The organism is Candidatus Poriferisodalis sp. (assembly GCF_965204195.1).
Lineage (GTDB): Bacteria > Actinomycetota > Acidimicrobiia > Acidimicrobiales > Poriferisodalaceae > Poriferisodalis.
Window position 1 is genome coordinate 644980 of sequence record NZ_OZ241975.1, and the last position, 23185, is coordinate 668164.

A 23185-nucleotide genomic window follows, 5' to 3' on the forward strand; every position below is an offset into this window, starting at 1 on the left:
GCCGAGCGCTCAGGCAAGCACGACGACGGGAGTGCCGATCGGCGCCCAGCGGTACAAGCGCTCTGCCTTGTCGTCTCGTTGACGGATGCAGCCCAACGACAGGAAGTCACCGAGTTCTGCCTCGGTCTGCACTGGCACATCGCTCCAGCCGCGGGGAATGGAGTGGAAGCCGATCCAGTCGCCATCGGCATCGGTCGTGAATCGCACCATGTGGCGCATGGTGACCAGCCAGTTGTAGGAGATGGCATCTTTTGACTTCGAGGAAACCGCATAGCGGCCTGGCTCCGGTGACTCGGGATGGCCGCTTACCGGATAGTTGTCCACGACAGTCCCGTCGGCGTCCACCAGCCAGACCCACTGCTCGCCCCGGTCGTAGATGACATGGCGGTGCCCCGCGAGCCCGACGTCGGGCACCGAATTGCCGCCCCGCCAGAGCACGCCTCCTTGCGGCGTGACCACGGCCAAGGTGCCGTCGTCGTACAGCCGGAGCACGGCACCCGACTCGCTGCGGGTGCCGGCGCTCCACAGCTTGGCCAGGTCGCCGTCGGAGGTAGCGGCCAGGAATCCGGGGTCGGAGACGTCGTACACGGCGAGTTCGCCGTTGCTGCGCATCAGCAGCAGCGGCATCGCTGATTGGGCGCTCCCCGTCGACCACAGGGTGCCATCCGGACCCAGCTGCGGATCGGTGACGCGGAGCACCAGCTGACCTTCCTGTTCCAGCGTCAGCTCGTACCAGCCATTCGGGGAGGTGGCTGATTGACCGACCGACAGATACTCGCCGGGTCCCAGGATGACGGTCGATGGGGGGCCGTGAGGAGATCGGTCAGCAGGGTCGATGGCCTTGGTGATGCTGCCGAGTGGCCAGGACGCGTCGAATTCGGAGTGCCACAGCTGGCTCGGCTCTGCGCTCAGGTCGGTGAACCGGCTGGCCGCAGACGCGTGACTGGAGGGCAGTACGTCAAGCACCACCGCCACGACGAGCACTGTGGCGAGGGTGCGCCAAGGCGTGTTCGAAACGAGCACGCATGGCGAGAGTACGGCAGGTGTCCCGGTTCTGACAAGACTTTATGAGCACTCGTTGTGGCCTCTACTGTGAGGAAAGAGCCGCTACTCAGGTTAGACATCATCTCGGAGTCTGTGCTAGGTTGCGGAGCAGCTTGGACGCGTCCGGGAGCGGGCGTGCCAAGGCACAAGACGCGGGGCGTTACGGTTCGCATGAACCCGAAAGCCATGCCAACAGGGGGAGCAATGGCCACAGATCTTGAGATGTTCGTCGAAGCCGACGGACGCGAGGAACAGATTGCTGAAGTCGAGCGCCAGATAGAGGCCGACGGCATCCAGTACCTCTACTGCCAGTTCGTCTCGGTCACCGGCCGGATCATGGGCAAGGGGATCCCTGCCAAGCACTTCGGGATGATCGCCCGCAAAGGCTTCCAGCTCGTCTACGGCTCCACCGCCAATCTCTTCATCGATCGCCACGGCAACTACATCGGCTACGGCCCCGAAGCCCGCGAGCTCGTCGGCATCGGCGAGCCCGAGACGTTCATGCCGTTGCCGTGGGATCCCAAGACGGCACGAGTCTGGTGCACCCTGTTCCGGGGCCGTGAAGAAGAGGTCGACGGCGGCGCGTTCCTCACCTCGGACTGCCGGGGCAATCTCAAGCGGCTGCACGCCGAATTCGAGGCCAAGCACGGCCTGCACCTGCGGGCCGGCTGCGAGCCCGAGATGATGTGGCTCAAGGCCGATGCAGACGGCAAGCCCACGGTGGAGGGCATGACCAAGCCGAACTGCTACCACATCGACCAGTTCGCAGAGCTGCAGCCGCTCATCCACAAGGTGGTGGAGTACTGCGAGGCGATGGGCCTCGAGATGATCCAAGGCGACCACGAGGACGCTCCCGGCCAGCTCGAGCTGAACTTCCAGTTCGACCGGGCCGAGCTCACCGCCGACCGCCTCACCACCTACCGCCAGGTGTGCAAGCAGGTGGGCCGCGAGCTGGGCGCCTTCCCGTGCTTCATGCCCAAGCCGTTCATGGGCGTCTCGGCCAACGGCTGCCACCACAACATCTCGCTGTGGGATGCCGAGGGCAACAACAAGTTCATGCCCGAGGGCGACAACCCGCAGCTCCCCGGGCCCATCGGTATGAAGGCCATCGGCGGCATCCTCGAGCATGTGCGGGCGCTCACGTGCCTGTCCTCGCCGACCGTCAACTCCTACCGCCGGCTGTGGGACACCGGCTTCTGGGCGCCGGTCTTCGCCGACTGGGGCTTCCAGAACCGCACGACTGCGCTGCGGGTGAGCGCTCCGGGCCGCTTCGAGTATCGCTCGGCAGACAGCTCGGTCAATCCGCACCTGTCGTTCGCCGGGCTGCTCATGGCGATGGACGACGGCCTCGACCGCAGCCTCGACCCGGGCGAGCCCGAGGAGCGCAACATCTACGAGGCCATGGAAGCCGGCAAGGACGTGCAGAAGATCCCGCTCACGCTGGGCGAGGCCCTTGAGGCGCTCCGCAATGACGAGTGCATCATGCGATCGCTGCCCGGCGAGATGGAGAAGGTGTTCTTCCACTACAAGACCGACGAGTGGGAACGCTTCCTGCATACCGTTTCGGACTGGGACGTGGAGGAGTACCTCGACGTCCTGCCGTGAGGGGCACCTGCAGCAATCCGGCCGGTTCGCCGAGGCGGGCCGGCACTCAATCTGAAACAGAACAGCACCCACGAAGGGGGGCACCATGTGCGGCATTGCGGGAGTGATCCACCGCGACGGAACCGCCGACATCGGAGCAGAGCTCACCGCGATGCTCCAATCGATGAAGCACCGGGGGCCGGACTCCACCGGCTACGCCGTGTACGGACCGGCTGACGACCTGGTCGTGATCCGGTTCGTGCTGGCCGAGCCCAACAAGAGCACGGGCATCGGCATGGCCGAGCGCCTCGAACGCAACCGGGCCGAGGTCGAGAGCCGCCTGGCCAAGATCGGCGCCGAGGTGGCCACGGTCACCAGCGAGACCGGGTACGCCTTCCGGGCCACCATCCGCTACGGCGGCGACCTCAAGGCCCTGGCCGACTACCTCGAGGACGTGCCTGGCTGCGAGGTGCTGTCGCTGGGCAGCTCGCTGGAGATCATCAAGGACCTGGGCGACGCCGCCACCGTGAGCGACCAGTACAACCTGGGCTCGTTCCGGGGCACCCACGGCATCGGCCACGTGCGCATGGCCACCGAGTCCGAAGTGGACCTCGCCAGCGCGCACCCCTACTGGGCGTACCCGTTCGCAGACGTGGCCGTGGTGCACAACGGCCAGCTCACCAATTACCACCAGTGGCGCCGCCGCCTCGAGCAGCACGGCCACCGCTTCCAGAGCGAGTGCGACTCGGAGATCATCGCCGTGTACCTCGCCGAGTACATGAGCCGGGGCCTGACGCTCGAAACGTCCATGAAGCACAGCCTCGATGACCTCGACGGCGTGTTCACCTACGTCTGCGTCACCGGCAACCAGCTCGGCGTTGCCAAGGACGAGATGGCGGCCAAGCCGCTGGTGCTGTTCGAGTCGGAGCCGCTCGTGGCGGTTGCCACCGAGGAAGTGGCCATCCGGTCGCTCGTCAAGCGCGAGGTCGTGACACGTGATCCCTACGAGCGGGAGGTGCTGGTGTGGCAGGTGTAGGTTCCCGCAGCGGCGTCTCCTACGACGCCCGGGGGCTGGTCGAGCCCACTGCCGACATGCCCGACAACATCGAAGTGGACGGCGGCCGGGCTCGTTTTGATGCGTCCGATCTGACGATCCGCCAGATCAACATGGCACTGCGCAAGCTCATCTACGACGACGGCATCACCGACGTCACGATCCTGAATCCGGCCTCCAAGCACTCGCTGGCGGTCGGGATTCTGAAGCGCTGCCGCATCCACTTCGAAGGCAGTCCCGGCTGGTTCGCGTGCGGGCTCATCGACGGTCCCGAGGTGACGATCAACGGCCGAGTCGGCTGGTCGGTGGCCGAGAACATGATGTCGGGCGTGGTGACCATCGAGCGAAGCGCCGGTTCGCTGACCGGTGCCGCCATCCGTGGCGGCGACCTGATCGTCAAGGGCGATGTGGGTGCCCGCACCGGCATCGATCAGAAGGGCGGCACGATCATCGTGCTTGGCGATGTGGGCATCAACACCGGCTTCATGATGCAGCGGGGCCGGCAGATCATCTGCGGCAACGCCGGCATGAACCTGGGCGACTCGATGTACGACGGCGAGATCTACGTGGCCGGCAAGGTGGCGTCGCTGGGGGTCGACTGTGTTCCTGGTGAGTGGAACGATGCCGACACCGAGCTGATCGAGCGCAAGTTCCGCATTCACGGGCTCGGCGACCCGCCCGAGTTCCAGAAATTCGTCTGCGGCAAGGTGCTGCACAACTACGACCAGCTTGAGCCGTCCGAGCGCAAGCTCGTGATCCACTAGAGGCAGGGGGAAGAACAGTCATGGCCGACGAAAACGAGGTGAATGCGAGCACCGACGTGCTCGGCAAGAGCCGGATCTTCACCCGCGAGGTCATCAACGACATCCACGTGAAGTCCGAGCTGGGCCGCTACCGGATGCGGGGGTTCTCGATCTTCAAGAAGATCCCCCATTGGGACGAGTTGGTGTTTTTGCCGGGCACGCTCACCCGGTTCGTGATCGAGGGTTACCGGGAGAAGTGCGAGACCAAGACGGTCATCGGCTCCCGCTTCGCCGAGAAGCCGCTCGAGCTCGACATCCCGGTGTACATCACCGGCATGAGCTTCGGTGCGCTGTCGCTGGAGGCCAAGATGGCGCTGGCCAAGGGCGCCTCGATGGCCGGCACGGCCACCTGCTCGGGCGAGGGCGGCATGATCCCGCCCGAGCGTGATCTGTCAACCAAGTGGTACTACCAGATCATCCAGAGCCGCTACGGCTTCAACCCTCACCACCTGATGCTGGCCGACGCCGTGGAGTTCTTCATCGGCCAAGGCTGCAAGGTGGGCCTCGGCGGCCACCTGATGGGACAGAAGGTCACCGAGCAGGTGGCCGAGATGCGGTCGTTGCCGGCGGGCATCGACCAGCGCTCACCGGCCCGTCATCCGGACTGGCTGGGCCCCGACGACCTGTCGCTGAAGATCCAAGAGGTGCGTGAGGCCACCGACTACCAGATCCCGATCCAGCTCAAGCTGGGGTCGGCCCGGGTGTACGACGACGTGCGGATGGCCGCCAAGTGCGGCCCCGACGTCATCTACCTCGACGGCGCCGAGGGCGGCACGGGTGCGGGGCCGCACCTGGCCACCGAGGAGACCGGTATCCCGCTGATGGCTGCCATCCCCGAAGCCCGCCGGGCGCTCGAAGACGTGGGCCTCGCCGACGACATCGACCTGGTGGTTGCGGGCGGCATCCGCAACGGCGGCGACGTGGCCAAATGCCTGGCGCTGGGTGCGAACGCCGTCGCGCTCGGCACTGCGGCGCTGATGGCGCTCAACTGCAACAAGGAGATCCCCGGGGTCACCGACTACGAGGGCACGATCGGCGTGCCGGCGGGCGAGTGCTACCACTGCCACACCGGCCGTTGCCCGGTGGGCGTGGCCACCCAGGACGTGGAGCTGCGCAAGCGCCTCGACGTCGACGAAGCGGCGCTGCGGGTCTACAACTTCCTGATCACCCTCACCATGGAAGTGCAGATGCTGGCCCGGGCGTGCGGCAAAACCGACATCCACTCACTCGAGCCCGAGGACCTCGCAGCGCTGACGCACGAGGCGGCAGCCATGGCGAAGGTGCCGATCGCCGGTACCAACTACATCCCAGGCGTCACCGAGGAGCGGACCCTGGCGGAGATCCGTGATCTCTTCGACAAGCACGTGATCGACGGAGGACTGTAGGCATGGCTGGACAAGCAAGCACAGGCGAGAGCACCCGCGAGACTCGCACGGTCGCCATCGACGCCGAGGTGCTGGCAGGCAAGCGGTTCCCGTACCAGGAGGACATGTCGTTGGTGGAAGGCATCGATCTGCTGGCGCTCACGCCGGGGCCCGACATCAACTGGCTTGAGGACATCACGCTGTTGGAGGAAGACGGCGTCCCCGCCGTGTTCGACCGCTACTCCAACTCGTTCCTGAAGATCTACTTCGACATTCCCGCAGGCCGCGAAGACGAGATCGCCCGCAAGGTGCTGATGAAGCACCTCACCGAGGGCAACAGCTACGGCATCACGCTGAAAGACATCCACTGCAAGTTCCCGCAGGTGGAGCTGGGACCGTGGGTGGAGAGCTCCCGCATCGTCGGCACCGAATGGCGCCCGCCGGTGCTGGAGGGCTGGGAAGCCCCCGCAGCTCACTGAGGAAGGTTCTGGTACATGGCACTACCGAGCAGCGCTCGTTACGTCATCATCGGCTCGGGCATCCACGGCCTGTCCACGGCGTGGAACCTGGCCCGCGACCTGCGGTCGTCGGGACGGGGCTCGGGCGCCGACATCGTCGTGATCGACAAGTCGGGTGTGGGCGCGGGCGCCTCGGGAATTGCCTGCGGCGTCATCCGCAACAACTACTTCCAGCCGGCCATGCGAGAACTGATGGCGCACTCGGTGGACGTGTGGGACAGCGATCCCGAGGCGTTCTCGTACCACCCTGTCGGCTACATGCAGATCAGCCACGAGGCGATGCGCACCGACGTGGCCTCGATCCATGCCCAGCAGCAGGCCATCGGTTACTCGTCGACGTTCGTCGAGGGCGCCGCTGCGTCCGACAGCTACATGAAGGGCATCTTCGACGACTGGCAGGCGCAGGGCATCACCAGCGTGCTGCACGAGCACCGTGGCGGGTATGCCAACAACATGGCCTCGCTGAAGGGCTTGCTGGGCAAGGCTGAAGCCGAAGAGGTCAACGTGGTCGGCGGCGTGACCGTCACCGGGTTCGACCAGGACTCATCGGGGGCCGTCACTGCCGTGCTCACCGACCAGGGCCCGGTTGCCTGCGAGCACGTGGTGGTGGCCGTGGGGCCGTGGGTGCAGAAGATCTGGGCGATGCTCGACCTGCCGACGACTACCGACATCCTCGGCGGCGACGGTGAGCTGCACAACGTGCCCACGTGGACCTACATGTGCCTGCAGGAGGGCACGCTGACGGTCGATCCCGGCTACCTCACCGACAACGAGGGCAACATGCCGCCGGTGGTGCACGTCGATACCGACGCCCCGCTGTACGACGCCGAGGGCCTGGTGACCGAGGGTCCGTGGGGCATCTACTACAAGCCCGACTTCAACTTCGGCGGCGTGCAGGGCGGCTACATGCCCTATGTGGTCGACAAGCCGTCCGACGAGGTGGCTGTGGATCCCTACGGGCCCGACTCGCCCGACTTCGTGGTGGGCGGCGACTTCTACCGCACCTGGACGGCGGCCTTGGCGCACTGCCACAAGCGCTTCGAGGGCAAGAACCACCTCATCAGCGACGAGCCCTCAGGCGGCATCGGCAGCTTCTCGCCCGACAACTTCCCGGTGTTCGACACCTTCTGCGACAACGCCTTCTTCATCGCCGATTCGAATCATGGCTACAAGATGATCGGCGTGGGCGCACTGGTTGCCAAGGAGCTGCTCGGCGAGCCGCAGGCGTTGCTGGAGCCGTTCCGCTACTCGCGCTACGCCGAAGGCCGGCTCCACCCGGTGAGCAACTCGCCCTACCCCTGGAGCTAGGCGCGGGCGCTGGGGCCGTAGGACAGGTGCATCAGGTCGCCGTCGGCGAAGCGTGAGGGTCGCAGCGCGCTGATATCGATCGGGGGTGCGTCGCCCACGCTGTCGACTTCAAGCATGCGGGCGGCGACGATCTCGCCGAGCGCCGGCGACAGCTTCAGCCCATGGCCGGAAAGGCCGACGGCCAGGTACAAACCGTCCACCGGGGCGATCTCCGATGCCCAGCCCAGGATGGGGTGATAGTCCGGCGACACGTCATAGGCGCCGCTGGTGGTACTGACCGTCGAAGCGACGGTCAAGCTCGGGAGGCGCTCGGAGATGGCCGCTTCGAGGCGCTCGGCATGCGCTGCGTGGTCAGCGTCGGATGCATCGGCAAGCGGGTCAACGACCACGGGCATCTCCGGCGGGTACGCCACCGCCACGATGTGGCGTCCCATGTCGGGCCGGATGACCAGGTTGGAGTTCCCGTCGGTGATGCAGGTTCCCAGCGCCCGTGCGCCGGCGTGTTGTTCGAGCACTGCCATGTCCAGCCTCCGCCGCTCAACTGGCACCTCGATGCCGAGGGGGTCGAGCAGGTCGCGCGCCCATGCCCCGGTGGCGGCGATCACCAGCGGCGTCGTGATCTCGCCAGCCGACGTCGCCACGCCGGTGACGGCACCGCTGGAGGTCACGATCTCGTTCACGGCGACCGGAGCCAGCACGTGGGCTCCGGCTGCGCTTGCTGCGGTGAGCCAGCTCAGCACCATCTTGGTGACGTCGATGTAGCCGCCCTCGGGCTCGTAGGCACCACCGGCGAGGCCGTCAGCGTTCACCAGCGGCTCGATCTCGGTGATCTGGCTGCCGACCACGAAACTGGTGTCCACGCCGAGACCGCGGCCGAGATCGATGTTGTAGCGCAGGCCGTCGAGCTGATCCTCGACCACCAGCAGCATGTAGCCGAAGCGGGCGTAGCCGGGGTCGCCGAAGCCCACCACCGAGTCCCAGTTCTGGATGCAGTGGAAGCCGCGTTGCGCGATGCGCACCATCAGCTCGTTGGAGTAGTGCTGGCGGATCTGGCCGAAGGTACGGCCCGAGATGCCGCCCACCGGCGCCCGGGCGTCGATGATGACCACGCGCAGGTCCGAGTGCCGGGCGAGCTGGTAGCCGATGCTGGCACCGGTCACCCCGGCGCCGATCACTACGACATCTGCTTCAGATCGGATCGCCTGCACGAAACGGCCCTTCAATGCCCTCTCGGATGGCGAGACCCGCCGATCAGCCCGAGTCGGCCAGGTACGACTCCAGCGAGTCGTCGAGCGCCTCTTCCCACGACGTGTGGTGCACCGGTGCCATCGTGCCGGTCACCGGCGACGTGTGGCCATGGTCGCGGTAACCGATGATCGACTGCTTCTTGTGCTTCTTCCAGTCCTTGAACATCTTGTTGATGAGCTGGGTGTTCGGGTCTGGGTAGTCGGTCTGGTCGAGCAGATCCTGCGTGTAGTCGCCTTGGAAGTCGATGGCCTCGTAGTCGTCGGCGACGGCGTCCTCGGCGGCCTGAAAGTCGTCGATCCAGCGGGCCTGCTCATCAGCGCTGGGCAGCTCAATGCGACCCAGTATCACGTCACGGGCGTACCAGGCCTGGGCGTCGAACATGTTGAACGTGTACCACTGGTCCTGCATTCCCAGGTAGAGGACACGGTTCTCGGGCTGGAACACCACGCCCCGGTAGAGCATCGAGCTGGCCAACCGGTTGGCGGTCACCAGGCGCAGCTCGTCATCCATGAACGGGAAGTGGTGGAGGTAGCCGGTGCACGAGACGATGGCGTCAACATCGGCGCTGGTGCCGTCTTCGAAGTGCACCGTGCGGCCGTCGACGTGGGTGAGGATCGGCTTCTCGTTGATGCCCTCGGGCCAGTCGAAGCCCATCGGCCCGCTGCGTGACGAGCAGATCACCTCGGCCGCCCCGTACTTCCACAGCTGCGACGCGATGTCCTCGGCCGAGTAGCTCGACCCGATCACCATCACCACATCGCCCTCGAACTGCACGGCGTCACGGAAGTCATGCGCGTGTATCAGCGTGCCCCCGAACGTCTCGTAGCCGGGATAGTGCGGCATGTTGGGCGTGGAGAAATGCCCCGTCGACACCACCACCCAATCGAAGTCCTCGCTGGTGGTGGCGTCGGTGGCGTGATCGTGGGTGGTCACCGTGAAGCCGTCGCCGGAAGCCGAACGGCTCACGCCTCGCACGGCGTGATTGAACCGGATCTTGTCGCGGATGCCGCTGCGGTCGGCCCGGCCCACGATGTAGTCGTAGAGCACCTCGCGGGGCGGGAACGACGCCACCGGCTTGCCGAAATGCTCCTCGAAGCCGTAGTCGGCGAACTCCAGGCACTCCTTGGGGCCGTTGGACCACAGGTAGCGGTACATGGAGCCGTGGCAGGGCTCGCCGTGCTCATCGAGGCCCGTGCGCCATGTGTAGTTCCACAGGCCACCCCAGTCGTCCTGCTTCTCGAAGCAGACAAGTTCGACGCCTGCGGCCTCTGCTGAGCTGTCACTGGCGAACGCATGCAGCTGCGACAGTCCGCACGGTCCCGCACCGATGATGGCTACCCGAGTCATGTCGGAATCCCCCATGTGGTTAGACGTTTATGCAACGACAGTAGAACACCGCTCAGTCTTGCACCTGCGTGCAAGCGTCCGGGACACCGGTCAGGCGCGGACTCGGGACTTGTCGGGGTCGTAGAAGGGGTAGCGCACCACCTCGGCGGCGATCCGCTTCTCGTGTCCGTCCAGCTTGCCCACCTCGACGGCCGTGCCGATCTCGTTGTAGGGCAGCGTCATGCGGCACAGGGCGATGTTCTTGCGCAGGATGGGGGAGATGGTGCCGCTGGTGATCTCGCCGACGTGGTTGCGCCCCACGTACACGCCATCGCCCAGCGCCCCCGGCTCACCCCCGTCGAGCTCCAGCCCCACCAGACGCCGCTGGGGGTTGTCGCGCCGGTCGAACAGCGCATCGCGCCCGATGAAGTCGTCTTCCTTGGTCTTGAGCGGCACGGTGAAGCCGATCCCCGCCTCGTAGGGGTCGGTCTGGTCGCAGAACTCGTGGCCGGCGAACACCAGCCCGGCCTCGATGCGCAGCATGTCGAGCGCACTCAGGCCCATGGGCACGAGCCCGTGGGGTGTACCCGCCTCGAAGATGGCGTCCCACACCGCCGGGGCGTCGGAGGGGTGGCAGAACACCTCGAAGCCGAGCTCGCCGGTGTAGCCGGTGCGTGAGACCACGATCGGGATGCCGTCGTAGTCGCCGATGCGGGCGATCGAGAAGCGGAACCAGCCCAGCTCGGACACCGTCTGCTGGTCGGGGCGGGTCCAGATGATCTCGTCGAGAATGCGGCGGCTTTTGGGCCCTTGCACTTGCAGGTTGTGCAGCTGCTCGGTGGAGTTGCGTACCCACACGTTCAAGCCGAGCCGCTCGGCCTGCTCGCGCAGCCACACCCCGCTGTAGCCGAGCTGGCCGCCGATCCAGCGGAAGTTCTCGCGCCCGATCCGGAAGACCGTGCCGTCGTCGATCATGCCGCCGGTGGGGTGGCACATGGCGGTGTACACAACTTGCCCGTCAGCCAGCTTGCGGACGTTGCGAGTGACGCAGGTCTGCATCAGCAGCTCGGCGTCTGGCCCGGTGACCTCGTACTTGCGCAGCGGCGACAGGTCGATGGCGGCTGCTGCCTGTCGGCACGCCCAGTACTCCTCGACAGCGCCGTGTGCCGTGAAGTGGTCGGCCAGCCAGTACCCGCAGTACTCGCTGAAGCTGCGCGTCAGCGCAGCGGTGCGGGAGTGGAATCCGGTCTCTTTGGTGAGCTGGGCTTCGGAGTCCGCGGTCATTCTGATGGCCGTCGCTTTCTTGAACATGTTCGCTGCGGGATACACCCGCACCGCGATGTCGGTGGGGTTCCAGCCGTTGGCAGCGTCGACATCGCACGGGCACGCAGTGCTGACGCACACCAGGTCTTCCAGCGCCCGCAACAGCACGTAGTCGCCGGGGCGTGACCACGGCTCGTCGAGGTAGATCTGATTCGCGTCGTCCACTTGGGTGTTGTAGAAGAAGTTGATCGCCTCCCAGCCCCGCCGTGCAGCGACGCCGTAGGGCTCGAGCTCACCGTTGATGTTGTCGGTGCAGTTGATGTGGCCGGGGTAGCCCATCTCCTCGTAGTAGCGGGCGTTGCAGGCGGTGTTGAAGGTGTCGTGGCGGCCCACCGTGTCCTGCACCACCTCCACGAGCGGCTGCATCTTGGCGTTGAAGAACTTGGAGTACAGGCCCGGCATCGGGTAGCTCGCGCCCATGAGCGACCGGGTGATGGTGGCGTCGAGGCAGAGATCGGTGCCCGCTTCGAGATCTGCCACTGCGAAGCACTGGAAGTCGGAGCACTGCCGGCCCTCCATGTCCACCACCTGGAACCAGTCGCCCTTCGACACCTGGTAGGCGCGTGCCGTGCTGGCCAGCACGATGAAGTCCTGGCTGGGGTCGGCCAGCGGCGTCGGCAGCAGTGGCTCGGCACCCTCGCCGGCGGGGTCGCGGCGGTGGACATAGGCGATGAGATCGGTGGGCGGAGCACCCTCGTGCGCCGACATCGGGCCGCCGGGCGCCGCGACCACGCAGGCGACATCGTCGAGCGCGGTCACCCGTGCCGTGACATTCGCCGGCGTGGCGCCGTCGAGCAGCCTCAGCGGTGTCGCCGCCTGCACGGCGGGCATGTCGACGCCGACACGCTCGAGACCGGTCCGTACGCGGCGGGCATCAGTCAGCGGCGCCGAGAGGATGCCGACAGCCGCCGGATCGGTTGGGACGGAGGCCGTGGCGTTGCCGTTGGTTACCTCGAGCAGGGCTGGATCTGACTGCCCGCCGGCATTGAAGGCGACCAGCTCGCATGGCTGGCAGCCCTCGGGATCGACGATCTCCAATTCATCGCCGGCTGCGAGCGCGAGCACCGTTGCTCCGCCGCCCGTCACGCGGTAGCGCTCCACCCCGGTGCCGAGCAGCATCAAGCCGGGCACCAGCCCCGGGGCCTCGGCCGTCACCAGCAGCGTCATTGCTGTCGCCCGAGGTCCAGAGGCAGCGTCATCGGCGCCGGCCGAGCGGACCGGAGAAGAACCAGCGCGGGGGCTCGTCGGGACCGCGGCCTTCACCGGCTGCAACGCCGGCGAACATGTTCCACCCGAGCAGGAGGACGGCCACCGCGCACGCGATGAAGGCGATCTGCGGACCCAAGCCCGCATCGGGAGTGCCGGTGCCTGACGGGCTGAAGAGCTCGCGCACCGCGATCGCGCCAGCAAATCCGGCACCGATCCATGCGGGACGCCAGCGGATCTGAATCAGCACCACTGTCAGGATGCAGATGACGAGCAGGATCCGCCCGACACCGGTGCTGATGCCGGTCACCGTCTGGGTGCCGCTCAGCCCGGCGTTCACGTTCCACGGCAGAAACATCGCCGCGCCGGCCACCACCACGCACGCTTGGGCGATCCACTTGCGAGTGGCGCTCATAACCTCAACCTAGGTCGTGAGCGCACTGTGGAACGTCCGCGTTGCGTCACCTGTTATTTCCCGCTCTTGTTCGCTTCGCTCACGGGCCGCTCGGGCCACGGCTTCGCCATTCGGCTCAGCCTCCGGGCCTTCAACGCGCCAGCAGACGCCGCGTCGCCAGTGGGCGGCGCGGCGTCTGCCGCGTTGGTTGTGATGCGTCTGCCGACTGCTGTCAGCCGACGACCTGGATAGCAATGATCGTAAAGACGATGCAGGCGATGGTGAAAACCACCACTCCCATCTCGACGGCCTTGTTGTGACCGTGCAGACCTTGGAATTCGATCTGCTTGCGTCGAGCCATGTCAGTCCTCCTAGCTGTACTTGTCAGCGAGACGGTCAGCCGCATGGTTCAGCAGCTTGTCCTCACGCACGGTCACGAGCAGTGCTGCAACCACCGAGACGGCAATCCCGATGATGGCGAGAACATACGAGCCCGTATTGCCACCGGGACCCCACGTGAAGTACCCGGTCGTGCCGTCGGCTGCCTCGATAGCGGCTTCCCAACTGTCGTACGGGAAGGTGTTCATTCAGTCCTCCTTAGTCCTGAACGATGTCAGTGATCGTGTCGGTTCTGTCCTGGTGCCTCTTGCTGCGCTCGCTTCTGCTTGCCCCAGTACCCGGCAGCCGCAACCAGCAGGTACATGACGGCGATCGCAAGAATGAACTGCAACCACGAGGCGGACACCCGACTTAGCGGTTGGCGGCGAGGTCGGCCCGCAGCGTTTCGTCTGCGTCCCCCTCGGTCCCGTCAGCGTGGACAATCGGCTCAGCGGCTCGACCGAACTCCGGATAGAAGTCCGTCTCGAATTCGGCCATGTCGAGACCTTCGACCTCCACCTCGGGTGGCACCCGAAGCAAGTTCAGCTTCTTCAGGACCCACGAGGCCACGTAACCGGTGACGAACGACAATGCGAAAATCGCCGCAGCGCCCACGAGCTGGCCCAGGAAGGTGGTAGTCACTCCGTTGGGCCCTGTCGGGTAGCCCCCGGCGAAGATGCCGACGGCCATGACACCCCAGAAACCCATGACACCGTGCACTGACACCGCGCCGACTGCGTCGTCGATGCGGGCCTTCTGCTCGATCCAGTTGCCCACGGTGTAGGCAAGACCGGCCGAGAAGAACGCCAGGATCAGCACGAGGTTCGGGCTGTAGATGTCGGCGCCTGCTGAGACAGCCACCACGCCGGCCAGACCACCGGAGATGGTCCAGAACGGATCGCCCTTGGCGAAGATGTAGCCGCCGGCGAAACCGCCTGCGAAGCCCATCGTGATGGTGTAGGTGATCGCCGACAGCGTGGCCGGGTTCAAATAGATGTTCGCCCAACCCAGAGTGGTGTCGGCCGTGATCGCCAAGCACGCCGCGTAGAACCCGTAGAACGCCGTGAAGATGATCATCAGCCCCATCAGCGTCAGATGGAGGTTGTGGGGCTTGAACACCCGCGTCCCGCCATTCGCGTCGTAGCGGCCGATTCTCGGCCCAAGGTTGAAGAGCACCCCGAGGGCGAAGATGCCGGCCACGCCGTGGACCACGCCCGAAGCGGCGAAGTCGTGGTAGCCGAAGTGGGTGACCAGCCAGCCGCCGTAGCTCCAGCCCCAGGCGGCCGCGACCACCCAGACGATGCCGCCCATGAGGGCGGTGAGCCAGAGGTAGGCCGAGATCCGGATTCGCTCGAGTACGGCACCGGACATGATCGAACCGGTCGTCCACGAGAACAGCACGAAGGCCGCCCAGAAGACGCCCGTGATGTTGTCGCCGAGGTTCGGTCCTGCGGTGCCGTCCCATGGCAAGCCGTACTGGTCGCCGCAGTAGTAGGCATCGACACCGGCATTGCCGTTGCCGGTGGTATCACCCGTGAACTTGATGCCTTCCTGGAAGCAGAAGTACACATACCAACCGACGTAATAGAACGTCGGTGTCACGACGGCGATCGTCATGATGTTCTTCATGGCCGTCGACATGACGTTCTTGCGACGGCTGACGCCGGCTTCATACGTCATGAAGCCGACGTGCAATAGCCACATGATCGCGACCGTGAAGAAGTAGTAAGCCTCCGTGAACACAACAGAGGTATCCATCGCGCCTCCCCCCATTTTCGGTTTGCGCTGAGTCCCCAACAACCCGGGCGCCAGACCAATTGGGGGAAACCGTAACAGGTTCGCAATGTTCGCCTTGACATCACCCGCGCCATGGGTGGAATTTGAACGTCGTGGGCGGTTTTTGGCAGAGCCCGCTCGTGCGGCGCGCGCGATCAACGCCCGAGCGGTTGGTCAGCGCCCGTACTGCAGAGGTGCAAATGCCGCTGACGTCGTGTGTTCAGCCCGGCTGTTCTGATCAGCCGTCGCCGGCGGCGCCGACCTGCACTTCGCGGATCTCCCCGGTGCCGGCGTGCACCCAGATCGCTGCGTGGTGGAGGAAGTCCTCGGACCCGCCGTCGGGGTCTGGGACCGTGAAGACCACAACCCAATAGGGCGTCGGGGGGAAGCCCTGGCGGAGCACTTTGGTCTCGGTACGTTCGGGCGCGAAGCCGTCGGGATGGTCGTCGAGTTCGGCGCGGGCTATGGCGATGGCCTCGCGCTCCTCGAGGTCGACGCCGGAGCAGCTTCCCGGGGCGAAGATGAGCAGGATTGCCAGGATCACGCCGACGGTGATCAGCAGCAGTGGCCGACCAGGCATCGCGTTCAGGCGGCCGATCAGGCCCTTCGATCCGTCGGGCGGCTCGGGGGGGATCAACCCGTCATCAGGCATCGTGATGTCCTCTGGCTTTTCGGCTGGTGGGATCAGTCGTCTCGGGGCGGGCGCGGCACGAGACGCAGGATGACGTAGCCCACCACATGGGTGATGGCCACGAAGGACACCCACCACAGCATGACGGTCTGGCGGTAGCCGCGTTCGCGGCATTCCCAGTAGGTGAGGCCGACCGCTGCGGCCAGCAGGATCCACAGCAGGAGGCTGCGGCGCGCGAAGCCAGTGTCGCTGATCCAGTCGGCGACGAACATCAAGCCCATTGCCTCACCCTCCCGCCGCCGAGCGCGACTCGCTGGCGGGGTACACCTTGATGGAGATGAACCGCACCGGCAGCTCGACGAGCTCGACCGGGCCGTGGGCCACCTCGCCGTGGATCTGCATGGTGTCGCCGGTGTTGAGCAGGTAGGCCTTGCCGCCGTAGCCGTAGTTGAGCGATCCCTCCAGCACGTGGAGAAACTCCACACCCGGGTGCTGGTAGAGCGGGAACACGCCGCCCGGCTCGGTGATGGTGGTGATCATCGGCTCGATGATCCGGTTGGGTCCTCGCAGTGTGCCGAGATCCTGGTACAGCCGGTCCGGCCCGCCGCGGTCGTGGTGGATCTCATGGCCTTCGCCCGCTCGCACGATGACCAGGTCGTGTTCCTCGTCGAGGCCCCGGAACAGCGCGGTCACGGGTACCTTCGCCGTGCCGGCGAGGCGAGCGAGCGTCGACAGGCTCGGCGCACTCTGGCCGTGCTCGATCTTGGAGAGCATCCCCAGCGAGATGCCGGCATCGTTGGCGAACGCCGACATCGTCATATTCAAGGCTTGGCGGAGTTCGCGGACCCGGCTGCCGACCACGCGGCACAGCTCGGCCGTGGTCAGCGGCGAATCGATGGCTGACTCCGCAAGGCTCAGCGGTTCGGGGCCGTCGGGATCTTCCCGCGGGTCCGGGTTCATCGCCCTGATAGTGCCAGATGGCAAGTGCTGGCCGGTGCGCCCGGTGTGCCCGCTGCGGAGGCGGCAGGATCCTCAGAGGCTGGCGGCTGCGGCGAAGGTGCGCAGTTCGCGTTCGACGTCGCCCATCGGCTGGAACGAGACTTCGGTGATGCCTGCGGCAGCGAGTCGTTCCATGCGCTCGGGCACCTCGCTGGCATGGCACACGAATGGGGCGATGCGCAGGGACTCAGGCGTGAGCACTTGGCGATCGATGGCATTCAGCTGGGTGAGGTGGCCTTCGTGCAGCGAGAGGTGCAAGGTGTCGGGGTCCATGGGACCGATGATCTCGCTGAATCGCTCGGCGTTGGGCAGCGTGCTCAGCCGGGCGTCGCGCTGTTCGAGGAAGGCGTGGTACGCCACGCTCACCCCCGGCCCGGCGGTGTCCATGACACGCTGCGACGAGATTGTCTCGCCGTCGTCCATGACGGTTCCGAAGCCCAGCAAGATGACGTCGTCGATGCCCGCGTAGTCGGCGTCGGGCCGGGGTCGTGAGGTGAAGACGCCGCAACCCATCTTCGCTGCGGCCTCGAGGCCCCGGGGGCCGTTCACGCCCAGGATCCACGGCACTTCGATGGGGCGCTCGACGGCCTGCCCCGGCCAGTGCAGCATCTTGGCGGCCCTGCCGTCGACTTCGACGATCTCGCCTCGCAGCAGTGCCTGGGTGTCGGCGACCATCTGAGGGAACTCGGCCCAGCGCAGCGGCTTTTGGCCCATGGCCCGGCGACCGGTGAATCCGGTGCCGACGCCGACGATGACCCGTTCGGGCCCGACGAGCCCGACCAGCGTCGCGATGGCTGAAGCCGTGGTCATCGGGTGACGCAGCGAGGGGATGAGCACGCCGGGACCGAGACGGATGCGCTCGGTGCGCACCGCGGCGAGCGCGAGCGTCATCCACACGTCGAGCTGCAGCGCTGGGGTGTCGTACACCCAGGCGGTCTCGTAGCTCAGCTCCTCGGCCAGCACGATGTGGTCGGGTGTGTCGGGCACGGGCGGGAACGCTGCAGAGATCTTCATGGCGGCAGTCTCGCGAAATGCGCAGGCCTCGGCCCGGGTCGCCAGCCCTGAACGCGCGGATTCGCACGTCCGAGGCTCGCGCCCCCTCGGCAGCCCTGATCGCCGGTGCTCGTATGTGCGAGGCTGCGCGCATGGAGATCTCGAAGGCACTCGACTACGTGCGCAAGAACGACCGCGCTGTGCTGGCCACCAAGGCGCGCGACGGGACGCCGCAGCTGTCGCCAGTGACGTTGGCCGTCGTCGACGACACGGTGGTGATGAGCACACGGGACACGGCCTTCAAGGTCAAGAACCTGCATCGCGACCCGCAGTCGTGGCTGTGCGTGTTTCCCGAGAAGTGGCTGGGCCGCTGGGTCCAGCTCGAGTGCCAGGCTGAGATCATCTCGGGCGAGGCTGCGCTCGACCCGCTGGTCGAGTACTACCGAACGCTGCAGGGCGAGCACCCCGACTGGGACGACTACCGCCGCGCGATGGTGGAGGACAAGCGTTGCCTCGTCCGCTTCCACATCACCAAGGCCGGCCCCGACAAGCACGGCTGATCCGCCGGGGCTGAGCGCCGCGGTGTATCGTTGGTGTATGGCACGCACAAACATTGACATCGACGAGGCTGCGTGCATGCGTGTCATGCAGCGCTATGGACTCAGCAGCAAGCGAGCAGCAGTGAACTTCGCCTTGGAACTCGCCTCCGAGGAACCGATGTCGCTTGATGAAGCGCTCGCCATGCGCGGCACCGGTTGGGACGGCGACCTGGAAGCCATGCGTGGAGGCCGCGTCGAGCACCTGTGACACAGCCCGCTGGCAATGTCGGCCGACCGGCGGAAGCAGTGCTCGTTGAGACGTCGGCGTGGGTCGCGTTCTTGCGTGGGAGCGATGACGCGATCGCTGACGCAGTCGAGTCTGCGCTCGTCGGCGGCGTGCTCACCTGTGACGCAGTCCGCATGGAAGTGCTGGCAGGTGCCCGTTACGAAGTGCATCTGGCTCGGCTGCGTGCATTGCTCGGTCGTGCGAAGTTGATTCCAACCAATTCGGTCGATTACCAGCGAGCAGCGCTGCTGTACCGAACGTGCCGACGGTCTGGCGCGACGGTGCGCAACATGATCGACTGCCTCATTGCTGCGATCGCCATCAGGAGCAGCGCAGCGGTGCTGCACGCCGATCGCGATTTCACAGCGCTCGCTCAACACACCCAGCTACAAGTCCATCCTGCATCTGCGACTCACATGCCCGATCGATAGAGGACGTCAGCTGCCGGTGACCTGCCAGTGGACGAGGGTGTAGGGAGGGTTGCCGTTGTCGTGGTCCTCGAATACGGCCTCGACGTTGCTGCCTATGACGATGTCCTGCATCGGGTCGCCGAGCAGGTTGCCGATCATGCGCAGGTTGTCGGCGTGGGGCAGCTCGACCAGCACCACGATGTACGGGCCGTGTTCGGCCAGCGCCGGATGCACCGGGTGGTGCACGCGCTGCCAGGAGTAGATGCGCGCTGTGGGCTCGACCGTCACCCACTCGACATTGAGCGACTGGCAGGCGTGGCACACCCAGTCGGGCCCCCATTGGTGGGTGCCGCAGTCGGCGCAGCGCTGCACTCGCAGCTCGTGCTCGCGGGTGCCCTCCCAGTACGGCGCATCCATCCCGTCGCGCATCGGGGCAGGCTGGGTGAGGCCTTCCGGCAGATACGTGGCCTCGGCGAGCGCACTCATCCGAGCACCTCCGCCGTGCCGTAGATCGCTGTCGAGGCGATCTCGACCATGGGTCCGGCGTTGGAGAGCGACACGTTCACGTTCGGCACCTGGTTGGTGGAGTCGCCGCGCACCTGCCGCACGGCCTCGATCTGCATGCCGAGCCCGTGCATGTAGCACTCGGCGAGGTTGCCGCCGCTGGTGTTGAGCGGGATGCTCCCACCGTCCGCCCGCAGATTCCCGAACGTCAGCACTTCGTTGGCGTTCTCGTAGGTACACAAGCCGTGCTCGATGAGGCTCATCACCACGGCACCGGTGAAGTTCTCGTAGCTCTGCACGACGTCCACGTCGTCAGGTGTCACGCCGGCCTGCTCGTACAGGTGCTGCGCCCCGAGCTTGAAGCTGGAGGTCGCATAGTCGGTCGGGTTGTGGACCCAGGCGCCCGAACGGTGACCGCCGCTCTGCTGGGCTGCCAGCACCAGCACCGGTGTGTCGCTGAGGTCGGCGGCTCGCTCGGCAGATGTGACGATCATGGCGGCACCGCCGTCGTTCTCCAGGCAGCAGTCGTACAGCCGGAACGGTTCGGTGATCCAGCGGGATGAGTCGTAGGTCTCGGCGTCGAGCGGGCGGCCGTACATGACCGCCCGGGGGTTGTTCTGAGCGTGGTGGTAGGCAGCCAGCGCCACCGCCCGCATGGTGGAGCGATCGATACCGTGCTCCCACATGAGCCGCGTGGTACGCATCGCGTACATCTGGGCCGGGCTCATCACGCCATAGGGCAGCGTGTAGGCGAACTCGCCCCGCACGGCCGGTCGGCGCCCGCCCTGGCCGAAGCGGCCGAACTGGCCTTGGGCGAGGCCCCGGTAGGCCACCACGACGTTGGCCGATCCGGCGTGCACGGCGCTGGCGGCGTTCTGCACGACGGCTGCAGCGCCGCCGCCCCCGCCGCCCCACTGCATGTTGGAGTAGCGCAGCTCTTCGAGGCCGAGGGCGTTGGCCAGCCGAGCCGGCGTGTTGCGGTCGTTGCTGTACGAACAGAACCCGTCGATCTCCCGTGGGTTGATGCCTGCGTCCTCGCACGCCGCCAAGATCGCCTTCACGACCAGCACGAATTCAGGATCGGTCGATTGGCCGCGCTTGTAGTAGGTGGTCTCACCGACACCTGCAACGGCCGTGCGGCCACGCAGGCCGCGATCAGCACCTGAGGCACTCACGGCGCAAACCGTAGCCAAGCCCTGCCCGCCCCCGCCGATGCACCGCCGGGTCTGCTGCACCCCTCGTCCGGTGGCTGTCGCAGTTCGATGGGCTAGAAACAGGGCCGATGTCCGACGACGAGCTCGCTGACTTCCGCCGCAGTATCGACAAGGTCGATGCGGAGCTGGTTCGGCTGCTAGCGGAGCGCTTCCGCATCACTCATGACATCGGCGTCTACAAGGCTGCGAACGACCTGCCGCCGGTTGACCTGCCTCGCCAGCATGAGCAGGTGGACGGGCTGCGCCGGCTCGCCTTGGCGGAGGGACTCGATCCCGACTTCTGCGAGAGGTTCGTGCATTTCGTGATGGACGAGGTGATCCGCAACCACAAACGCATCGCCGAGGCCGCCAGCGAGTTCACCATCGAGCAGGAAACTCTCTAGAGACGGGCGAGACCGCTGGCAAGCTGAACGGGCGGTTCAGCGCGAGATGATGACCTCGATGCCAGCGTCGGCGAGCTGGGTGCGTGCTGCGGCTTCGGTCTCGGGCGCCACCGAAGCGGAGAGCCCCTCGATCACCGTGGTCACGTAACCGTTCGCAGCAGCGTCCATCGCGGTGGCACGAACGCAATGGTCGAAGGCGATACCGACCACGTCGACTTCGTGTACGCCTGCAGAGCTCAGCAGGTCGTTGAGGGTCCGGCCGTCGCCGTCCACGCCTTCGAAGCCGGAATACGCGGCAGCGTGCATGCCCTTGCGCACTCCCGCGTCGATGCGACCGGCTACAGCGTCGAGTGCAGGGTGCAGCTCGGCCTCTGTGGTGCCGGCCACGCCGTGGGGCGGCCATGTGTCGACGAAGTCGGGCTCGTCGCTGAAGTGATCACCCGGGTCGATGTGCCAGTCCTGGGTGGTCACCACGAGGTCGTAGCCGTGGTCGCCGGCGAGCAAGTCGGCCACATTGGCGGCGACGTCGTTGCCACCCTCGACCCCCAGCGCGCCGCCCTCGCAGAATGTCGGTTGCACGTCCACGACGAGCAGGGCGGTGCGGGAATGCTGATCGGGATTCTCAGCCATGTCTGGTCTCCTGCGTCGCGACTCGTGCCGCCGGGCGCGGCTCCCGCAGCGCGCTGAGGCCAAATCTACCGACGGCCCGATGGGGCTTGAGACGGCGCTACACGCCGAGCAGGAACGAGGCGTTGCCCGCCCAGAACGGTGCGGTGACGCCCTCGCTGAGACCGGCCGCGGTGAACGATGCCTGGAACTCTGCGATGGGGTCGCGGCCGCCTTCGGGGTGCGGCCAATCCGACGAGAACAGGTACAGCTCCGGCCCGCTGTTGGCCACCAGCCAGCCCACGTCCTCGAAGTGCCACGGCGTGAACCGCACCTGGCGGCGGATGTAGTCCGAGGGTGCCATGGTCAGCTTGGACAGCTCAGGCTCGTGACGGCCGAAGGCCTTGACGCTGTTGTCCAGCGAACGCAGCAGGTTGGGCACCCAGCCCGCGCCCAGCTCGATCAGCCCGCAGCGCAGATCGGGGAACTTCTCGAAGATGCCGTCGAGCACCATGCAAGCCAGCAGGTTCTCGGCGTCGTGGTACAGGTTCAAGAAGTCCTTCGAGCGCATGTTCTCGCCGCCGCCCACGAAGTCCTTGCCCGGAACACGTCCGTTGTTGTGGTACGTCTTCGGCAGCTGGTTGCCGCCGTTCGGCCCGAGGTGCATCAGCACCGGCACGTCGGCCTCGGACAGCAGCGCCCACAGCGGGTCGAAGTCGGGGTGTGTGGGGCTCGTCGCGGTCGGCACGCCGTGGGGGATCCATGCGGCCCGGCATCCCACCTCGATGGCCTCGCGGGCGCACTCGAGGGTGCGCTGCGGATCCTCCAGAGGCACGAACGCCACGCCCAGCAGCCGCGGGTCGACCGAGCAGAAGTCGGCGATGCCGCGGTTGTGCGCCGAGGCGCCGCCGTACGCCAGATCGACATCGCCGCGGGCGTGGAACTGCGTGTGCGCGAACGTCGTGAACACGAGCTGGCTGGCGAAGCCCAGCTGGTCGAGCGCCCCGACCCGTTCATTGGCGTCCATCGAGCCGTAGGCGAAGTAGCCCTTCGGCCCGCCGACCACGTCGGCTGCCAGCTTGGCCGTCTCCGCAGGATCGTCGCGCCGCGCCCAGCACTGTTCCACCAGCTCATGGGTGGCTGCATCGCCCCCACCCAACAAGCTCAGGTCCCGGAGCTTGGCGGCCACGGAGCTGTCGGCGTAGCTCGCCAGCCAATCCACCGGTTCCATCAGATGGCTGTCGGTGTCGTGAATCAGTCGCTCGCCTGCATACGTCGTCATGATCCCCCCTGG

Annotated in this window: 26 protein-coding genes; 10 read left to right on the forward strand and 16 right to left on the reverse strand. The window is 66.3% G+C overall.

Translation table 11 applies throughout. The annotated features are described in order from the left end of the window. Positions 1-9: 9 nt before the first annotated feature. On the reverse strand, positions 10-1023 hold the full coding sequence (locus ACOGI8_RS02880) for a L,D-transpeptidase family protein (protein WP_419855389.1): 1014 nt from the start codon (positions 1021-1023) through the stop codon (positions 10-12). 225 nt (positions 1024-1248) lie between these two features. Here ACOGI8_RS02880 and ACOGI8_RS02885 point away from each other — a divergent pair, with 225 nt between their 5' ends. The 6 genes from ACOGI8_RS02885 (at position 1249) to ACOGI8_RS02910 (ending at position 7675) form a co-directional block, all read left to right on the forward strand. Next, on the forward strand, positions 1249-2649 hold the full coding sequence (locus tag ACOGI8_RS02885; protein WP_419855390.1) for a glutamine synthetase family protein: 1401 nt from the start codon (positions 1249-1251) through the stop codon (positions 2647-2649). Between the two features lie 85 nt (positions 2650-2734). After that, positions 2735-3664: a glutamine amidotransferase gene (locus tag ACOGI8_RS02890; protein ID WP_419855391.1), complete on the forward strand. Its 930-nt coding sequence runs from the start codon at positions 2735-2737 to the stop codon at positions 3662-3664. Continuing rightward, positions 3652-4446: a GXGXG motif-containing protein gene (locus tag ACOGI8_RS02895; protein ID WP_419855392.1), complete on the forward strand. Its 795-nt coding sequence runs from the start codon at positions 3652-3654 to the stop codon at positions 4444-4446. The genes ACOGI8_RS02890 and ACOGI8_RS02895 overlap by 13 nt, the downstream gene beginning before the upstream one ends. A gap of 20 nt (positions 4447-4466) precedes the next feature. Then, complete coding sequence (locus ACOGI8_RS02900; protein ID WP_419855393.1) at positions 4467-5870, forward strand: FMN-binding glutamate synthase family protein; 1404 nt, start codon at positions 4467-4469, stop codon at positions 5868-5870. 2 nt (positions 5871-5872) lie between these two features. Next, the gene (locus ACOGI8_RS02905; RefSeq protein WP_419855394.1) at positions 5873-6328 is read left to right on the forward strand and encodes a hypothetical protein; all 456 of its coding nucleotides are present in this window, start codon (positions 5873-5875) and stop codon (positions 6326-6328) included. Positions 6329-6343: 15 nt separating this feature from the next. Next, the gene (locus ACOGI8_RS02910; RefSeq protein WP_419855395.1) at positions 6344-7675 is read left to right on the forward strand and encodes an NAD(P)/FAD-dependent oxidoreductase; all 1332 of its coding nucleotides are present in this window, start codon (positions 6344-6346) and stop codon (positions 7673-7675) included. Here ACOGI8_RS02910 and ACOGI8_RS02915 read toward each other — a convergent pair. From ACOGI8_RS02915 to ACOGI8_RS02965, 11 genes are all read right to left on the reverse strand, one after another. Continuing rightward, on the reverse strand, positions 7672-8883 hold the full coding sequence (locus tag ACOGI8_RS02915; protein ID WP_419855396.1) for an NAD(P)/FAD-dependent oxidoreductase: 1212 nt from the start codon (positions 8881-8883) through the stop codon (positions 7672-7674). The two genes, ACOGI8_RS02910 and ACOGI8_RS02915, sit on opposite strands and share 4 nt — an antisense overlap. Positions 8884-8926: 43 nt before the next feature. After that, positions 8927-10270: a flavin-containing monooxygenase gene (locus tag ACOGI8_RS02920; protein WP_419855397.1), complete on the reverse strand. Its 1344-nt coding sequence runs from the start codon at positions 10268-10270 to the stop codon at positions 8927-8929. Between the two features lie 90 nt (positions 10271-10360). Further along, entirely contained in the window at positions 10361-12739 is a 2379-nt protein-coding gene (locus ACOGI8_RS02925; protein WP_419855398.1) for a DUF1989 domain-containing protein, read from the reverse strand. A gap of 28 nt (positions 12740-12767) precedes the next feature. Further along, positions 12768-13193: a hypothetical protein gene (locus tag ACOGI8_RS02930; protein WP_419855399.1), complete on the reverse strand. Its 426-nt coding sequence runs from the start codon at positions 13191-13193 to the stop codon at positions 12768-12770. Between the two features lie 211 nt (positions 13194-13404). Continuing rightward, positions 13405-13533 carry a hypothetical protein gene (locus tag ACOGI8_RS02935; RefSeq protein ID WP_419855400.1) on the reverse strand — a complete coding sequence of 43 codons (129 nt, stop codon included), beginning with the start codon at positions 13531-13533 and terminating at the stop codon, positions 13405-13407. A 10-nt stretch (positions 13534-13543) separates the two neighbouring features. Then, entirely contained in the window at positions 13544-13759 is a 216-nt protein-coding gene (locus ACOGI8_RS02940; RefSeq protein ID WP_419855401.1) for a hypothetical protein, read from the reverse strand. 163 nt (positions 13760-13922) lie between these two features. After that, the gene (locus ACOGI8_RS02945) at positions 13923-15308 is read right to left on the reverse strand and encodes an ammonium transporter (RefSeq protein WP_419855402.1); all 1386 of its coding nucleotides are present in this window, start codon (positions 15306-15308) and stop codon (positions 13923-13925) included. A gap of 256 nt (positions 15309-15564) precedes the next feature. Next, positions 15565-15978, reverse strand: coding sequence for a hypothetical protein (locus ACOGI8_RS02950; RefSeq protein WP_419855403.1), 414 nt, complete (start codon positions 15976-15978; stop codon positions 15565-15567). A 32-nt stretch (positions 15979-16010) separates the two neighbouring features. Beyond that, complete coding sequence (locus ACOGI8_RS02955) at positions 16011-16238, reverse strand: hypothetical protein (RefSeq protein WP_419855404.1); 228 nt, start codon at positions 16236-16238, stop codon at positions 16011-16013. 4 nt (positions 16239-16242) lie between these two features. Next, entirely contained in the window at positions 16243-16917 is a 675-nt protein-coding gene (locus ACOGI8_RS02960; protein WP_419855405.1) for a helix-turn-helix domain-containing protein, read from the reverse strand. A gap of 72 nt (positions 16918-16989) precedes the next feature. Further along, complete coding sequence (locus ACOGI8_RS02965; protein ID WP_419855406.1) at positions 16990-17970, reverse strand: LLM class flavin-dependent oxidoreductase; 981 nt, start codon at positions 17968-17970, stop codon at positions 16990-16992. A 131-nt stretch (positions 17971-18101) separates the two neighbouring features. On the opposite strand from ACOGI8_RS02965, the gene ACOGI8_RS02970 reads away from it, so the two are divergent. From ACOGI8_RS02970 to ACOGI8_RS02980, 3 genes are read left to right on the forward strand one after another with little or no spacing between them, the layout of a single operon-like run. Then, positions 18102-18509 carry a PPOX class F420-dependent oxidoreductase gene (locus tag ACOGI8_RS02970; protein WP_323671536.1) on the forward strand — a complete coding sequence of 136 codons (408 nt, stop codon included), beginning with the start codon at positions 18102-18104 and terminating at the stop codon, positions 18507-18509. Between the two features lie 37 nt (positions 18510-18546). Beyond that, on the forward strand, positions 18547-18756 hold the full coding sequence (locus ACOGI8_RS02975; protein ID WP_419855407.1) for a type II toxin-antitoxin system VapB family antitoxin: 210 nt from the start codon (positions 18547-18549) through the stop codon (positions 18754-18756). Beyond that, a complete protein-coding gene (locus ACOGI8_RS02980; protein WP_419855408.1) occupies positions 18753-19205 on the forward strand; it encodes a PIN domain-containing protein in 453 nt (150 codons plus the stop codon). The genes ACOGI8_RS02975 and ACOGI8_RS02980 overlap by 4 nt, the downstream gene beginning before the upstream one ends. Before the next feature lie 6 nt (positions 19206-19211). Here the strand turns inward: ACOGI8_RS02980 and ACOGI8_RS02985 are convergent, their stop codons facing one another. Next, a complete protein-coding gene (locus ACOGI8_RS02985; protein ID WP_419855409.1) occupies positions 19212-19670 on the reverse strand; it encodes a Zn-ribbon domain-containing OB-fold protein in 459 nt (152 codons plus the stop codon). After that, positions 19667-20863 carry a thiolase C-terminal domain-containing protein gene (locus ACOGI8_RS02990; RefSeq protein WP_419855410.1) on the reverse strand — a complete coding sequence of 399 codons (1197 nt, stop codon included), beginning with the start codon at positions 20861-20863 and terminating at the stop codon, positions 19667-19669. Before ACOGI8_RS02990 ends, ACOGI8_RS02985 begins: the two co-directional genes overlap by 4 nt. Positions 20864-20970: 107 nt before the next feature. Between ACOGI8_RS02990 and ACOGI8_RS02995 the strand changes: the two genes are divergently transcribed. Continuing rightward, positions 20971-21285 (forward strand): chorismate mutase, encoded by a 315-nt coding sequence (locus ACOGI8_RS02995; RefSeq protein WP_419855411.1) that lies wholly within the window; start codon positions 20971-20973, stop codon positions 21283-21285. A gap of 36 nt (positions 21286-21321) precedes the next feature. Here ACOGI8_RS02995 and ACOGI8_RS03000 read toward each other — a convergent pair whose 3' ends face one another. Both ACOGI8_RS03000 and ACOGI8_RS03005 read right to left on the reverse strand, forming a co-directional pair. Next, positions 21322-21915, reverse strand: a complete 594-nt coding sequence (locus ACOGI8_RS03000; RefSeq protein ID WP_419855412.1) for an isochorismatase family protein — start codon at positions 21913-21915, stop codon at positions 21322-21324. 97 nt (positions 21916-22012) lie between these two features. Continuing rightward, the gene (locus tag ACOGI8_RS03005) at positions 22013-23173 is read right to left on the reverse strand and encodes an amidohydrolase family protein (protein ID WP_419855413.1); all 1161 of its coding nucleotides are present in this window, start codon (positions 23171-23173) and stop codon (positions 22013-22015) included. Between the last annotated feature and the right edge of the window lie 12 nt (positions 23174-23185).